Below are 15,233 nucleotides of genomic sequence, written 5' to 3'. Positions count from 1 at the left end.
TCCTTCCACAGGTCCGTCGCCCCTTCCTGCCTCTTCCACACACGGGGGACCGCCGTGACGAGTCTTGACAACATCCAGAGCCTCGGCTTCTGGAAGACCCTCAACCATTTCCAGAAATTCGTGATGGCCTCCACGAGCATCCTCATCGTGCTCATGATCTGCGTGGCCGTCGTTGCCCGCTACATTTTTCAGTCCGACTTCTACGGCTCCGAGGAACTCATCTCCATGCTGGCCTTTTGGCTGTACTTCATGGGCGCGGCACAGGGGAGCCACGACCGTAGCCAGATTTCCGCCGACATCGTGTCCTGCTACATCCACGACGAGAAGCGCCGCCGCGCCATGCACATCGTGAAGGACGTGGTGACGCTTGGCGTGTGCCTGCTGGTGACCTTCTGGGCGCTCAAGTTCGTGGCCTGGGGCTTCAAGATGCATCCCAAGTCGCCGGTGTTCCGGCTGCCCATGCTCATCCCGCACATCGCGGTGGGCCTCGGTTTCGTTCTCATGTCCTGGTACCACTTCGTGTATCTCGTTCAGGACATCCGCACCCATGTCCGGCTGGTCCGTGCGGACCGCTAGTCAAACGCATTCAGGACGGGGAACAATCACATGACCATTGCCATAGCCATGACCATCCTCGTGGTGACGCTGTTCATAGGCGTGCCCATTCCGTTCGCCTTCTTCAGCTCCGCCGCGTACCTCATATACACGGGCGGCTACGATCCCAGCTTTCTTCTGCCCTACGGCTTTTCCAAGATGAACTCCATCGTGCTGCTGACCATCCCGCTGTTCATCATGGCGGGCGGCGTGATGGACAAGGGCCGCATCGGCGACAAGCTCGTCGACGTGGTGGACACCATCGCCGGACGCATCCGAGGCGGCCTCGGCGTGGTCACTGTCGTGACCTGCGCCATCTTCGGCGCGGTGTCGGGAAGCTCGTCGGCCACCGTGTCGTGCATCGGCTCCATCATGATGCCCAAGCTCAAGCGTGCGGGCTATCCCGTGGGCCATGCCGCAGCGCTGCTGGCCAGCTCCGGCGTGCTGGGCATCCTCATCCCGCCGAGCATGCTCATGATCCTCTACGCGTGGATGGGCAACCAGTCCGTGCTGGCCTGCTTCCTCGCGGCGTTCACTCCGGGCCTCATCCTCACGGTGCTGCTGTCCGCGGTGAATCTCTTCCTGCTGCGCAACAACACCGAAATCGAGGTGCGACCCGCCGAGAGCTTTGGTGCCACGGCGCGCCAGTTTGCCTCCAAGAGCGCGAAGGCCTCGCCCGCGCTCATGATGCCGGTGATCATCCTCGGTGGCATCTACGGCGGCTTCATGACGCCCACCGAGGCGGCCGCAGTGGCGGTCATCTACGCCATTCCGGTGGCCATGTTTATCTACAAGGGCCTCAAGACGCGCGACCTCGTGGCTACGCTCATCGAGTCCGCCACCACCACCGGCGTGATCATGGCCATGATGTTCGCGGTGATGATTCTCTCTCGCCTGTATATCATGGAGAACCTGCCCGAGCAGATCATGGGCGTTCTGACCTCCGTGTCCGAGAACAAGTACGTCATCATGCTCATGATCAACGTGTTCATGATCATCATGGGCATGCTCATGGACGACGTGTCCGGCGTGCTGCTGGGCACCCCGATCCTTGTGCCGCTGGTCACCCAGCTTGGCGTGGACCCCATCCATTTCGCGGCCATCATGGGCGTGAACCTCGGGCTGGGCAACGTCACGCCGCCCACCGCGCCGCTTCTGTACCTGTCGGGCCGCATCGCTGGCGCGCCGGTGAACCAGATGATGCGCACCACCATCTATCTCATCATTTTCGCGTGGTTGCCCACACTTCTCATCACAACCTATATTCCCGAAGTGTCCCTTGGTCTGGTACACTGGCTCATGGGCAACTAACGGGCATTCAAGGAGAAGGTGATGGAAAGCATCCGCGAACTGTATCGCATAGGGGTGGGGCCGTCTTCCAGCCACACCATGGGACCGCGCAAGGCGGCGGAACGGTTTCTCGCCGCCAATCCGGGGGCGCAACGCTTCCGGGTGACCCTCTATGAGTCCCTCGCCGCGACGGGCAAGGGGCACCTTACGGACTGGGCCGTCAACGACGTGCTCGGCTCCGAGCGGACCGAGGTGATCTGGAAGCCGGACGAGAAGCTCCCCATGCATCCCAACGGCATGCGCTTCGAGGCCCTCGGCGCGGACGACGCGGTCATCGCGTCGTGGACCGTGTATTCCGTGGGCGGCGGAGCCATTCGTGAGGAAGGGCAGACGGCGGGACTGACGGCGGGCGTCTACGACCTGCCGGACATCACCTCAATCATGGAAATGTGCGCGGACAAGGGCATCGACTACTGGGAATACGTGGCCCGGTGCGAAGGTCCGGAGATATGGGATTTCCTGCGCGAGGTGTGGGGTGTCATGACGGCCGCCATCGCGCGCGGACTCAAGACGCAGGGCGTGCTGCCCGGTTCGCTGGGCCTTCGGCGTCAGGCGTGGAGCTACTACCGCAAGACCAAGCACTCCGGGCCTGATCTCCAGCAGACCGGCAAGGTTACCGCCTACGCGCTGGCCGTGGCCGAGGAGAACGCTGCAGGTGGCGTCATTGTCACCGCGCCCACCTGCGGGGCCAGCGGCATCGTTCCCGCCGTGCTCCACTATCTGAAGGAAATCCACGACGACCTCGATGATGACGACATCCTCAAGGCGCTGGCCACGGCCGCCCTGTTCGGCAACGTCATCAAGCACAACGGCTCCATCTCCGGCGCGGAGGTGGGCTGTCAGGGCGAGGTCGGTTCGGCCTGCGCCATGGCTGCGGCCGCTGCGGCCCAGCTCATGGGCGGCAGTGTGCGCCAGATCGAGTACGCCGCCGAGATGGGCCTTGAGCATCACCTTGGCCTGACCTGCGACCCCGTGGACGGACTGGTGCAGATTCCCTGCATTGAGCGCAACGCCTGCGCGTCCACCCGCGCCCTGTCGCGCGCGCAGATGGCCATCTTGTCCGACGGCTTCCACCGCATCACCTTTGACGAGGTGGTGGCGGTGATGAAGCAGACCGGCCATGATTTGCCGAGCCTGTACCGCGAGACGTCCACCGGCGGTCTCGCCAAGGCCTACGGAGACCGCGCCCTCAAGAAATAGCCGCTTCCGCCGGATACGATACGCGACTTCGGACGCCCGTTCCGCAGCCCCAACCGGGGATGTGGGACGGGCGTCTGCCGTTTGTGGCGCTACGGATGACGCCGCTTCCGCCGTCGTGCTAGGATTCGGGAAAAGCCGTGCGCGAAGGGCGGATTTGGCCCCTGTGCGGAATGTGGAGGACGCGATGCGCGGATATCTGAAACTTGTGGCGTGGGGGGTGATGCTCGTGATGTTCGGGACCGGGCACGTGGTGGCGGAGGAGGGCGGCGAGCCAGCGGGGCAGACGAGGAAGGCCGAGGCCACATTCGCGGGTGGATGCTTCTGGTGCATGGAGCATCCCTTCGACGAGGAGGTGGGCGTTCTGGAGACGATTTCTGGGTATACCGGCGGGACCAAGGAGCGTCCGAGCTACGCGGAAGTGTCGTCAGGAACGACGGGGCATGCCGAGGCCGTGCGGGTGGTCTACGATCCGGACCGCGTGTCCTATGCGCGGCTCGTGGACATCTTCTGGCACAACGTCGATCCCGTGGATGCGGGCGGGCAGTTCTGTGACCGGGGCAGTCAGTACCGCAGCGGCATCTTCTATCACGACGACGAGCAACGGAGCATTGCGGAGAAATCCCGCGCGGCGCTCGATGCGTCAGGCCGCCTGCCCGGACCGGTTGTTACGCAGATCGTGCCCGCAGGGCCATTCTGGCCCGCCGAGGCCTACCATCAGGACTACTCCAGCCGCAATCCGCTGCGTTACCGCTTCTATCGCCACGGCTGCGGGCGCGACGCGCGCCTTGAGGAGCTGTGGGGAAAGCCCTGACGCGTCGGATTTCGATGGTCATTCCCCACCGCCCCGCACAAGGCGTGATTGGCCAAGGCCGGTGAGCAGCCAGTCCACGGAGGTGCCGGTGCGCATGCCCACGGTGATGAGCCAGTCCGGGGGGATGCGTTCGTTCTTTTTGGCGTTGGAGATGGACGCCGAGGAGACGTTGAGGAATTCGGCCAGTTCGCGGAAGGTCGCGCTGTCCGTGGCGGATTTCAGGCGTTCCAGCACGTTTTCCGCGGCGCGCAGGGCATCGGTGCGGCTCATGTCGCGCACGGCGACGTACATGCGCGGTTCGTCGAAGAACGCGTCGTTGAAGTGGGCGCGGATGAACACGCGGGTGTAGCGTCGGCGCATGTTGCGCACCCGGCATTCGAAACTGGCGGGCTTTTTGAGCGTCATGACCTTGCGCATGGTTTCCTGCGCGGTGGGCAGGTCGTCCGGGTGCAGGATGTCCACGATCTGCGTGAGGTCCTGCGCCACCTGACCGGAATCGTCCGGCGTGGCGAGCACCGGCGGAGAGAGCAGCCGCATGCTGCGGCGGATGATGTTGCCCTGCGAGTCGATGACGATGAGCGCGTCGCAGTCGCTGTCGCCGAGTTCGCGCATGTAGGTGGTTTCCTGCTCCACCTGCGCGGTGATGTCCTTGCAGATGCCCACCAGTCCGATGACGTCGCGGTTGGCGTCGTCGAAGACGGGGCGGCGGACCACGCGGTACCAGCGGTCCTGCCCTGTGAAGTGCTTCGCCATGGGCGCGACGATCTCGCGCCGTTCCTGAAAGACGTGAATGGCCGCCTGAATGAGCGGGCGGGCCAGATCCTCGGGCAGGAAGTCCGTTTCCGAGCGGCCGATGATGTCGTCGTGCGCTAGCCCGAAGGCCGTGCAGTAGGCCTCGTTGGCGGCGACCATGCGGTGGTCGCGCCCCTGCACCCATGCGATGTCGGGCAGGGCGTGGACGATGGGCGAGAAGTCCTTGGCCAGACGCGGCGACTGGGGAAATCCGAGTGGCAGAAAATAGCCGGAGAAGACGAGCGCCCGGTCCGAGGCGTCGCGCACCGGCTGCACCGTGAACAGGAAGGTCAGCGGCGCGCCGGTCTTGGTGCGCAGGGTCACCTGTCCGCGTTCGATGCCGCCCCGGCGAAGCATGGCCTTGATGGTGCGCCGGTCCTCCGGGCTGTAGTAGAGCTCGCCGGTGTTGGTGGCCAGCACCTCTTCGCGGGTGTAGCCGCACATGGCGCAAATGGCCTCGCTGACGTCGAGAATGGTGCCGTCCGGGGTGATGGTGAAGCCCATGCCCTCGTCGTCGTGCCCCAGCGGATGCAGCGGCCGCCCCTGCGCAACGATGATGTTCGGCCGCTCATCCGTGGAGAGTATCTCGATGCCCTGCCAGCGGACCTGGCGTACGCCGGAGCCGTCGCGCGTGCGCATGCGCAGGACGACCTCCGCCATGTGCGTGGTGCCCATGGCGTGGGCGATGGCTCCGCGAAGCGTATCCAGTTCCGCCGGTTCCACGAGGTCGAGGATATTGCGCCCCAGTACGTCCTCCTCGTCCAGCCCCCGCTTGTCGAGATAGGCGCGGTTGACGAAGAGTACCTGTCCTTCGCGTTCGAAGATGATGCCGCAGTCGCGGGACTTCGAAAGTCCGGCGGCGTAGAAGTCCAGAGCGTCCATGTTTGCTTTCCCCTTGTCACGTCGTCGCGCCGCGCACGGGCCGGAGGTCCGTGTGCGGCGTGAACGGATCTTGCCAGAGAGTTCACGAAAAGTGAATCACAAGCTGCCCAGTTCATGAATCGTGAATGAATTGCAGTGCGCAAAGACTTGCACATGGCGGATTTTGGGGTAGTCTGTGCCCGTTTTTCGCACTCGAACGGGTACGCATGTACCCGACACAACACGCATAAGATCACAGCAAACATGGAGGGGGCGTCTTGAGGAAATTGCTTTTCGGCCTGTGCGCCGGCTTTGTCACACTGCTTCTGTGCGGCGCGCAGGCGTTTGCCGCCGGTTACGGCATCTATGAATGGAGCGCGCGGGGCAATGCCCTTGGTGGCACGCTCATCGCCCGCGCGGACGATCCGAGCGCCGTGGCCTACAACCCCGCAGGCATCACCCAGCTGCCCGGCGTGAACGTCATGGGCGGCGTGACCGCCATCGCCCCCAACGCCACCGTGCGTACCAACGGCAGGGGCGAGGACGGCAAGGGCGCCAACTCCATCTGGGGTATCCCGCACGCCTATTACACCCACCAGCTGAGCGACAGCGCGTGGTTCGGCTTCGGCGCGTTCTCCCGCGTGGGCCTCGGCACCGAGTACATCGACGACGAGAAGTGGGGCGGCCGCTACAACTGCACCTACGCAGGCCTCAAGTCCGTGTCCTTCAACCCGAACCTCGCATTTAAGGTCACCGATGCCCTGTCCGTCGCGGCGGGTGTCGAGATCATCACCATGGAGTTCGCTTACGACAAGGCTGCCAATCTCAATGCCTCCGGCAGTCTGCCTCCCTCGTCCGATCCGGCCTTCTATGACGTGAAGACCAAGACCCGTGCCACGGGCTGGGCGCCGGGCTGGAACCTCGGTCTGCATTACAAGCCTCTCGACTGGCTGGCCTTCGGTGCCACCTACCGCAGCCAGATCGACCTTACCGTCGAGGGTAAGACGCATTTCTCCGCCAATCCCGGTGCTGCCGCTGTGATCGGCGGTTCCGCGCCCCTTCAGAGCATGTTCGGCCATCGCACCAACACCAAGGGCACCGAGCCGATTCCGGCCGCCACGACCTTTGGTGTGATGGTTAAGCCCATCGACCGCCTGAGCATTGAGGTGGACGCCGTCCACACCGACTGGAGCTCCTATTCGCATCTGACCTTCGAGTACGATAACGCCCTTGGCGAAAGGACTTCCGAGAAGAACTGGAGCGACGCGTGGCGTTATCAGGTCGGCGCGGAATACCGCCTGCTCGACTGGCTCGACCTGCGCGCGGGCTATATTTTCGACGAGTCGCCCATCAATCCCGATTACGCCGACTACGCCGTGCCTGCCAATGATCGCCAGATGCTCACAACCGGTGTGGGCATGCGCTTCGACGAGTGGACCGTGGACCTGTCGTACGGCTACCTGTGGATGAAGAATCGCGACATCAAGGCCCGCCCCGCCGAGGGCGTGCTGGACTCCACCATCGAGGGCGGACATTCGCACCTCATTGGTCTGTCCGTGGGCTACTCGTTCTAGCCGATTCGATACCGACGACTAACGGGCCGCGGGAGGAAACTCCCGCGGCCTTTTTCGTGCTGTCGGGCCAACCGTGACAGCGACCCTGGCGGTCGTGGAGCATTGGGCAGGGCGTATCGTTCGTTGACGGGTGCAAGACGTAGGCTCCGCCGGCCTAGGGGCCGCTGGCCCCTAGGAACCCCGACATGCGATAGGCCGTCTGCCCTTGGCGGACCGTGCGGCTTAGCGCGACGAAGCCCTAATGAGGATTGTCAAGGAAATCATTTCCTTGACTGGGGTCCGGGGCAAAGCCCCGGCCGCCGGAGGCCTCGCCTCGCCTCGCCCCGCGCAGCGTCCCAGCCCGTCCCTATGCGTCGTCACCGACTGGCGTTCCGGCCAGCGCGGCGCGCAGCCAGTCCGCGGCGGGGCCGAGGGCGCGCCCGCGCGGCCAGATGAGGAAGAGCGGGGCTTTGATGTCTGCGCCTTTGAAGTCGAGGTGCAGTTCCACGAGGCGGCGTGCGGCAAGGCTTTCGCGGGTGAGCGGGGTCGGCAGGAAGGCCCAGCCGACTCCGGCCTCCACGATGCTCCGGATGATGAAATAGTTTTCGGCGAGCCAGCAGGTTCGCCCGATGACCTCTTCCTCCCCGAGGCGCTCGCCGCCCCGGCTGGTGGGGATGATTTCCCGGTGCTCGGCGAGGTCGTCGGCGGAGACGAGGGACAGCGCCGCAAGCGGGTGGTCGGGCGCGACCACGGCGGAAAATTCGAGGTTGTGCAGCAGGCGGTAGTTCAGCCCGCGCGGCGCGCCGGGGGCGAGCGGCGTCATGAGGCCCATGTCCGCCCGGCCCGAAGCGACAAGTTCCGCGACGTCGCCAAGGGCGGCGAAGAGGCATTCCAGTTCCACACGCGGGTACTGGCGGCTGAAATCGCCGAGAACGCGGTTCAGGAAGGGCGGCGGAGCCATTTCGTCCGTGGCGAGGATCACCCGGTGCTCGATGCCGGAGGACAGGGAGCGGGCGCGTTCGACCATGTCTCGTCCCCTGTCGAGGATGTGGCGCGCGTCGGAGAGGAGCGCCGTGCCCGTCGTGGTCAGCACGGGCAGCTTGCCGCTGCGGTCGAAGAGCTCCACCCCGAGGTCGATTTCGAGGTTCATGATGGCGGTGCTCACGGCGGACTGCGCACGGCCGAGACGACGGGCGGCGGCGGAGAAGGAGCCTTCCTCGGCGGCAGTGACGAAGGCCCGGAGCTGTTCGAGATTGGGTTCCATGACGGATGTCCTTGTTCGCTGGAAATGGACGAGGTTTATCTATCTGTTTTTCAGATGGTAGCTGACTGGAAATTGCCTGTAAATGAGATAATGACTCCGTTCCGACGGCTGGGCGATGTTGGAATGCATACGCGCCAATGTCCTGCCGTCGCGAACATATTCCATTTTCCGAGAGGTTACGACGAATGAGAACCGCGAACGACCGTTTGCGTCATGCCATCCTTTTCGAGCTTGGCGGCCTGTTCATCGCCGCCCCCGTCGCCGCGTGGGCGACGGGCAAGCCCATTTCACACACGGGCGTGATGAGCATCAGCCTGAGCCTTGCGGCCATGGTCTGGAACTGCGTCTACAACTGGCTTTTTGACCACATGCTGGTGTGGCTTGGCCGCCGTGTGGACCAGCGCCCGGTGTGGATGCGCACGCTGCATGCGCTGGCTTTTGAGGTGGGCTTCATGCTGCTCACGCTTCCGGGCGTGGCGTGGTGGATGGACATGCCACTCACGCACGCGCTGGTCATGAACATTGGATTTTCCAGTTTCTTCATGTGCTACGCCTTCGTGTACAACTGGGGTTACGACATCGTCTTCCCCTGCCCGGTGGATGCCGAGGCCTAGGCCTGCGGCGAAGCGACGAACGCGACGAAACGGGGCGGTTCCTTTGGGAGCCGCCCTTTTTTTGCGCTCTGGGTGGCGGTCAGGCGAGGAGGTCGCGGACCTTGGCGTTGGCCTCGGAGACGCGCTCGGAGAGCAGGTTGACGATGAAGCGGTGGATGGCCTCGGCGAGGTGGGGAATCTTGGCCTGCACCTGATGCAGCACCTTTGTGGACAGACGGTAGAGGACGCAGTCCTCGGCGGCGACGATGGAGGCTGAGCGCGGCGCGGACGTGTAGATGCCCATCTCGCCGAAGGCGGTGCCCGGCCCCATCTTCTTGAGGCGCAGGACCTTGCCGCCTTCCAGTTCGAGCTGCACGTTCACCATGCCGGACTCGATGAAGTACATGGCGTCCGACGGGTCGCCCTGCCGGAAGACGGGAGCGCCCTTCTTGACCTGCACGCGTTTGAGCACCCGCATGAGCAGCGGAATGTAGCGGGGTTCGGGGAAGACGGGTTCGAGGAGCTTCGGCAGGCTTTGGCGATCCACGGCGAGGAGGTCCGCGTCGTCGAGGAGGTGGTCCTCGGCCCATTCCATGGCGTAGTCGAGGGAGGTGACGGTAAGTGAGTGGCGTTCCGGGGCGTTGAGAACGCAGCCGACGGTCTTGAGTTGTTCTTCAAGCTCGAAGGGCATGTTGGTGAAGACGAGAGTGAAGCCGTGCTTGGCGGCCATCTGCTGGAGCTTGGTGAAGGAGAGGGCCACCGACGAATCGAGGCCGCCGATGAAGGTGAAGTCGAGCAGAAGGAAGCGCAGCGGTGGGCGGTTCGTGTCGCGCAGGCGGGCGCGGATGCGGCGCAACAGATTGCTCGTGGTGCCAAGGAAGATGAAGCCCTGCAGGGTGATGACGTGAATCTGCGCGCCATGCTCCTTGAGCACTCGGAACTGCGCGGGGGCGCGGTCCACGTTGCTGTGGAAGTGCTCGCCGGAGACCTCGTGCTTGATGACACTCATGGAGCCGTAGCGTCCGGCGGTGACGAGCATGGCAAGACCAGCGCCCACGCCCACGCCTACCAGCAGGCCGAGGCTCGCCGTGAGCAGGAAGACGAGCACCAGCAGCGCGTAGTCGCCCTTGTGAGTGAAGCGGGCGCGGGTTTCCACCAGCCAGCGCCACATGAGGGATAGACCGAGGCATACGAGCAGCCCCACCGGTACGAAACGTGGGATGTACGGGATGAAGAGATGGGCGGAGAAGAGCGCGCCGATGCAGACGAGAGCGGCCACGATGCCCGCCACGGCTCCCTGCGCGCCAAGACCCTTGTTGGCGAGGCTGCGCGACAGGGCGAGGGAGCCGGGAATGCCGCCAGCGAGGCCCGAGAGTAGATTGCCCATGCCGATGCCCATGTATTCTCGGTTCAGGTCGATCTCGCGGCCCATGACGATTTCGAGTTCCGTGATCTTGAGCATGGTTCCGGCCGTGAGCAGGCCGACGAGGGCGGCGATGTAGCCAGCGTTGTCCACGATGGCACCCAGATTGACGAGGGCGCGTATGTCCACGGAATAGATGTCCCAGAATCTGTCCTGTGCGAAGGTCGGGAAGAGCCAGCCGTTCATGCGGGCGGTTTCGATGTCCATGCCCGCGAGGAAGAAGCCGCCGTGCGCGGCCCCGATGCCGAGAAGGAGCAGGGCGAAGAGCAGCCCTGGGCTTTTGATGCCGCGCAGAACGACGAATAGGAGCAGTCCGAAGCCCAGCCCAGGGAGCCACTTGAGGCAGATGCCATCCTCGAACATGCGCAGAAGCAGGGAGAGATCGTCCACGCATCCCGTGCCATGGGCAATGGCGAAGCGCAGGACGAGGAAGCCCACTCCCGCCAGTACCCCGCCCACGGCGTGGATGGGGATGAAGCGAATCCAGTCCCCGGCACCGAGTCCACCCACTAGCCAGAGGCAGAACCCCGCAAGTACGGTGGTGATCATGATGGCGGCGGTGGTCGTGGTGGCCAAGGCGAGCGGAGCGGCGTCCGCAGGCATGGCGGAATGGATGCCGATGGAGAGCAGGAAGAGCACTACCGCGGCCATGGATTCCGGCCCGGCGAGTGCGAAGGCCACTCCGCTGCGGATGGCGACCACGAGGCCCACAATGCCCGCGCTCATGAGCGCCATGCTCAAGGCGTGGGGCAGGCCGCTGTCCGGAGCGGTGCCGGAGACGAAAAGCAGCGCGATGGCGAGACAGAACAGGATGCCCGTGGCACCGGAGACGAGTCCGGCGAGGAGATTGCGCAACAGGTTGCCCTGAAGGATGTGGGAAGGTTCCTCCTCGGCCTGATCAAAGAGCGTGGCTTCGGTGAGCGGTGCTGAGGAGCCTTGGGGCGCGGAGGCGTTCGGGACGGGAGCGATGACGTCGTCGAGCCCGAGATCCTCGGGTTCCGGTTCCACGGGAGCTGGCTCGCCGCAGGACGGACAGGCGATTTTCCGCCCGACGTGACGTTCGGGAACTCTCTGCGTATGGCCGCACTTTTCGCAATGGACCACTGCCACCGTGCACTCTCCGGGTACGAGTTCTGGTTGAATTTCCATTCAATATAGCTTGCTTGGCGTGGAAAGCGCAACAGCCGTCGGTCCTTTCCCCTTGGAATTCCGAAATGATTTGCACCGTGCCGCGCGTAGTGATGTGGCGGGGGCATGTCGCGTGGGTGGGGTTCATTGCGAAAAGTGCGGCCAGTGAAGGAAAAATGCGTTGGTTCGCAATACGCGCTGCGATATGGGCAATGGTCTGCGTACGGGGGGCATTTGATGGAGGCGAAGCCGGTCCGCCCGCGCCCGAGGCCCCGATGGGCGGGGCTCGGTGGCGTGGTCGGAAAAACGATGCGCCCCGGTATGGGGCGCACGTCACGGCGGGCAGGGATGCCGTGCGTGGGGGGGTATACATGATGTGCCAATGGGCACGGGAGGTCATGGAATGTGGAGGGCCATTTTTCCGCACGCGCCACGTGGGTTGGAGGACGGTGCGCGGCGCGTGCGGGAAAATGCCTGATCCGGAGTGGGATACCGGGTCACTGGTGACGGATGTGGCGAATGGCAGCCTATCGAATCGAACGAGGTTCCATTTCTTCAAAGAACTGGTCGAAAGTGCCTCCTGTGAAGGCATTGACCAGCGCCAGCAGGTTCAGGGCAACAAGAGATGGAAAGTTGAGCAACGTTTCAAGCATGTCATTCTCCGGAACGATGATGGCGCATCGTTCGTGTCGGTGAATTCTTTGTAAGTTTTTTCACAAGGACTGGCAAGGGTTATGTGAAAAAAGTTACGAAAAGAAAATTATCGAATATAATCAGTAACATATCTTAAAAACGCGCGTATCTGCGCGGGAGGGCGAGGAAGCCCAAGGTGAGATGTGAGCCAAAATGTGCTGTTTTTAGGCCAAATTGTGTGCGTGAAATGGGGCGGGATCCGCCTGGAAAGGGGGATTTATTGTGAAAAAGGTGTCAATCTAGAAGGAGAGCTACTCGCGGGTCTGGCGTGCTTGGAAAAACGGCGTATCGCAGTGCCTGGCCGGATCGTTCACTGCCACATGCGAGACGTAGGCTCCGTCGGCCAAGGGGCCGCTGGCCCCCTGGACCCCCGATCTGCGATGGACTGTCTGCCCTTGGCGCACCATGCTGCTTTGCGCGACGAAGCCCTAGTGAGGATTGTCAAGGGGGGCAGCCCCTTGACCGGGTCCGGGCAGAGCCCGGCCGCCGGAGGCACGGCCCCGCGCAGCGGTTCTGCGCTGTGCCCGACCGTATCGTTCCTTGCCACATACGAGACGTAGGCTCCGCCGGCAAAGGGGCCGCTGGCCCCCTGGACCCCCGACCTGCGACGGACCGTCTGCCTGTGGCGCACCGTGCGGCTTTGCGTGACGAAGCCCTAGTGAGGATTGTCAAGGGGGTCAGCCCCTTGACCGGGTCCGGGCAGAGCCCGGCCGCCGGAGGCACGGCCCCGCGCAGCGGCTGCTGGCGGGGCGATGCGTTGTGGGTGGGTTAGCGTTTGCGAGGCTGGCGGGTGGGCATGAGTTCGAGATCGACTTCGAGGCGCGAGAGGTTCACGTCGCGCAGGAACACCCGCACGGTCTGACCGATGCCGAAGCGGCGGCGGGTGCGTTCGCCCCAGATTTCCTGCCGTTCCTGAAGGTAGACGTAGTAGTCGTCGTCCAGCGAGGACAGGCGGACCATGCCTTCGGCCATGACTTCGTTCAGTTCCACCCAGAAGCCGTAATCGGCCACGCCGTTGATGACGCCGGTGTATTCCGCGCCCACCTTGTCGCGCAGGAAGAGGATGGTAACGCGCTTGAGAATCTCGCGCTCGGCCTGCATGGCGACGCGTTCGCGTCCGCTGATGTGGTCGCCGATTTCCTGAAGGGTGCCTGGTTTCGGAGCCGGGACGTCGCCGAAGCCGAGGGCGGCCTTCAGGGAACGGTGGACGATGAGGTCCGCGTAGCGCCGGATGGGCGAGGTGAAGTGGCAGTAGCACTCCGAGGCGAGGCCGTAGTGGCCTTCGTTTTCTGGGCCATAGCTGGCCTGCATCATGGCGCGCAGCAGCAGGCGGTTGGCCACGAATTCGACCTCGGTGCCCGCCACGGCGTTCAGTAGTTCGCGCACGGCCTCGGGCGAGGCCTCGGCGGGGATGCGTTCGCCCACGTCGGAGCGGGAGAGGAGCTTGAACACCGAGCGCAGCTTGTCCATGTCCGGCGAGGGATGGATGCGGTACATGCACGGCATCTCGCGGCGTTCGAGGAAGCGGGCCACGGCCTCGTTGGCGGCGATCATGAATTCCTCGACGATCTGGTGGGCGAAGGTGCGCGGACGGCGCTGGATGTTTATGGTCTCGCCATTCATGTTGAAGAGGATTTCAGGCTCGGGGAGATCGAAGTCGAGGGTGCCGCGTTCCACGCGCATGCGGTGCAGGATGCGCGCGAGGCGCTCGGCGTCCTCCAGCATGGGCAGCACGTCCTCGATGTCGGCGCGGGTCTCGCGGTCCTTGAGTTCGAGGGCGCGGTGGACCTGCGCGTAGGTCAGCCGGGCGTGACTGCGGATGACTGCCGGGTAGAAGCGCTCGTCACTGACGTGGCCCGAACGGTCGATGTGCATTTCGGCGACCATGGACAGGCGGTTCACGTCCGGATTGAGGCTACACAGGCCGTTGGACAGGGCCTCGGGAAACATGGGTTCCACGGATTGCGGGAAATAGTAGGAGTTGCCGCGGGCCAGCGCCTCGCGGTCGAGGGCGCTGCCGGGGCGCACGTAGTGGCTCACGTCCGCGATGGCCACCCACAGGCGGAAGCCCTGACCGTCGGGCCGCACGCAGACCGCGTCGTCGAAGTCGCGGGCCTTGGCTCCGTCGATGGTGACCAGCGGCAGGTCGCGCAGGTCCACGCGTTCGCGGAAGTCGTCCTGCTCCGGTTCGGCGGGCAGGGCGTTGGCTTCGACGACGGCGGCGTTGGGGAAGCTGGTCGGCACGCCGTGCAGGGATTTGACGAGGCTTTCCTGAACGGCCACGTCGTCCTCGGAGCCGAGCGCTTCCACGGCGTCGCCCGCCCACAGCTTGAAGTCGAGCTTTTCGCCCGCCAGCACGAAGACGATATCGCCTTCCTGGGGTTCGTCGTCCAGCGCCTGCGTGTCGCACATGATGTTGAACTGGAGCTTGGTGTCCGTGGGATGCGAGATGAACATGTCCGGACCAAGGCGCTTGAGGATGCGCACCGGGAGCTTGCGCAGGGCGCGATCCAGCACGCGCACGATGCGGCCTTCGGGGTTCTTGCCCTTGCGGCCTGGAATCACGGCGCAGACCACGCGGTCGCCGTTCCATGCGTCGCCGAAGTCGTTCGGACTGATGAAGATGTCCTTGCGGCGCTTGTCCTCAGGGATGACGAAGCCGACGCCGGAACGCTGCACCTCCAGCACGCCGGTCATGAGGGACATGCTCTCGGTGAGGCCGAAGGCTCCGCCCTTGGTGCGGATGATCTTGCCCTGATCGAGCAGGTCGCGCAGGAGGTCCTTGAGGTCGCGTTTTGCACCCTTGCCCGCCTGGAGCACCGAGAGCACCTCGGCCAGCCGCATGGGGCGGCCTGCGTCCTTGAATGCCTTGAGGATGCTGCGTTGGTCCACGCGGCCAGCGCCTGCCTTCTTCTCCGTCTTCCTGCCTTTGCGTGCCATGGATGATCCGTGTGTTGTCGTGATGAGTGTT

Annotated in this window: 11 protein-coding genes; 6 read left to right on the top strand and 5 right to left on the bottom strand. The window is 64.2% G+C overall.

All coding sequences use genetic code 11. From position 1 onward, the window contains the following. The first annotated feature begins 54 nt into the window (after positions 1-54). From GGQ74_RS13910 to msrA, 4 genes are all read left to right on the top strand, one after another. Entirely contained in the window at positions 55-576 is a 522-nt protein-coding gene (locus GGQ74_RS13910; protein ID WP_342448627.1) for a TRAP transporter small permease, read from the top strand. A gap of 30 nt (positions 577-606) precedes the next feature. Further along, complete coding sequence (locus GGQ74_RS13905; RefSeq protein WP_167942197.1) at positions 607-1,905, top strand: TRAP transporter large permease; 1,299 nt, start codon at positions 607-609, stop codon at positions 1,903-1,905. Between the two features lie 21 nt (positions 1,906-1,926). Further along, positions 1,927-3,144 carry an L-serine ammonia-lyase gene (locus GGQ74_RS13900; RefSeq protein ID WP_167942196.1) on the top strand — a complete coding sequence of 406 codons (1,218 nt, stop codon included), beginning with the start codon at positions 1,927-1,929 and terminating at the stop codon, positions 3,142-3,144. A 184-nt stretch (positions 3,145-3,328) separates the two neighbouring features. Next, complete coding sequence (gene msrA, locus GGQ74_RS13895; RefSeq protein WP_167942195.1) at positions 3,329-3,955, top strand: peptide-methionine (S)-S-oxide reductase MsrA; 627 nt, start codon at positions 3,329-3,331, stop codon at positions 3,953-3,955. 18 nt (positions 3,956-3,973) lie between these two features. Here the strand turns inward: msrA and GGQ74_RS13890 are convergent, their stop codons facing one another. Further along, the gene (locus GGQ74_RS13890; RefSeq protein WP_167942194.1) at positions 3,974-5,629 is read right to left on the bottom strand and encodes a PAS domain S-box protein; all 1,656 of its coding nucleotides are present in this window, start codon (positions 5,627-5,629) and stop codon (positions 3,974-3,976) included. Positions 5,630-5,886: 257 nt separating this feature from the next. Here GGQ74_RS13890 and GGQ74_RS13885 point away from each other — a divergent pair, with 257 nt between their 5' ends. Beyond that, positions 5,887-7,182: an OmpP1/FadL family transporter gene (locus GGQ74_RS13885; protein WP_167942193.1), complete on the top strand. Its 1,296-nt coding sequence runs from the start codon at positions 5,887-5,889 to the stop codon at positions 7,180-7,182. Positions 7,183-7,528: 346 nt separating this feature from the next. Here the strand turns inward: GGQ74_RS13885 and GGQ74_RS13880 are convergent, their stop codons facing one another. Continuing rightward, positions 7,529-8,425: a LysR family transcriptional regulator gene (locus tag GGQ74_RS13880; RefSeq protein ID WP_167942192.1), complete on the bottom strand. Its 897-nt coding sequence runs from the start codon at positions 8,423-8,425 to the stop codon at positions 7,529-7,531. Positions 8,426-8,610: 185 nt separating this feature from the next. Between GGQ74_RS13880 and GGQ74_RS13875 the strand changes: the two genes are divergently transcribed. Continuing rightward, positions 8,611-9,039 carry a PACE efflux transporter gene (locus tag GGQ74_RS13875; protein WP_167942191.1) on the top strand — a complete coding sequence of 143 codons (429 nt, stop codon included), beginning with the start codon at positions 8,611-8,613 and terminating at the stop codon, positions 9,037-9,039. A gap of 79 nt (positions 9,040-9,118) precedes the next feature. Here the strand turns inward: GGQ74_RS13875 and GGQ74_RS13870 are convergent, their stop codons facing one another. From GGQ74_RS13870 to rnr, 3 genes are all read right to left on the bottom strand, one after another. Further along, positions 9,119-11,590, bottom strand: coding sequence for a cyclic nucleotide-binding domain-containing protein (locus GGQ74_RS13870; RefSeq protein ID WP_167942190.1), 2,472 nt, complete (start codon positions 11,588-11,590; stop codon positions 9,119-9,121). A gap of 506 nt (positions 11,591-12,096) precedes the next feature. Then, positions 12,097-12,222 (bottom strand): hypothetical protein, encoded by a 126-nt coding sequence (locus tag GGQ74_RS16435; protein WP_280712769.1) that lies wholly within the window; start codon positions 12,220-12,222, stop codon positions 12,097-12,099. 808 nt (positions 12,223-13,030) lie between these two features. Then, a complete protein-coding gene (rnr, locus tag GGQ74_RS13865; RefSeq protein ID WP_167942189.1) occupies positions 13,031-15,202 on the bottom strand; it encodes a ribonuclease R in 2,172 nt (723 codons plus the stop codon). Positions 15,203-15,233 lie beyond the last annotated feature (31 nt).

This window comes from Desulfobaculum xiamenense (assembly GCF_011927665.1).
In the GTDB taxonomy this organism is placed as follows: domain Bacteria; phylum Desulfobacterota; class Desulfovibrionia; order Desulfovibrionales; family Desulfovibrionaceae; genus Desulfobaculum; species Desulfobaculum xiamenense.
The sequence above is the reverse complement of the archived record's forward strand: the minus strand, read 5'-3'. Positions and strand labels throughout refer to the sequence as shown.

Coding starts and splice junctions, on each gene's coding strand:
- rnr (WP_167942189.1), bottom strand. CDS start 15,202: ATGGCACGCAAAGGCAGGAAGACGGAGAAGAAGGCAGGCGCTGGCCGC.
- GGQ74_RS13905 (WP_167942197.1), top strand. CDS start 607: ATGACCATTGCCATAGCCATGACCATCCTCGTGGTGACGCTGTTCATA.
- GGQ74_RS16435 (WP_280712769.1), bottom strand. CDS start 12,222: ATGCTTGAAACGTTGCTCAACTTTCCATCTCTTGTTGCCCTGAACCTG.
- GGQ74_RS13890 (WP_167942194.1), bottom strand. CDS start 5,629: ATGGACGCTCTGGACTTCTACGCCGCCGGACTTTCGAAGTCCCGCGAC.
- GGQ74_RS13870 (WP_167942190.1), bottom strand. CDS start 11,590: ATGGAAATTCAACCAGAACTCGTACCCGGAGAGTGCACGGTGGCAGTG.
- GGQ74_RS13900 (WP_167942196.1), top strand. CDS start 1,927: ATGGAAAGCATCCGCGAACTGTATCGCATAGGGGTGGGGCCGTCTTCC.
- GGQ74_RS13875 (WP_167942191.1), top strand. CDS start 8,611: ATGAGAACCGCGAACGACCGTTTGCGTCATGCCATCCTTTTCGAGCTT.
- GGQ74_RS13880 (WP_167942192.1), bottom strand. CDS start 8,425: ATGGAACCCAATCTCGAACAGCTCCGGGCCTTCGTCACTGCCGCCGAG.
- msrA (WP_167942195.1), top strand. CDS start 3,329: ATGCGCGGATATCTGAAACTTGTGGCGTGGGGGGTGATGCTCGTGATG.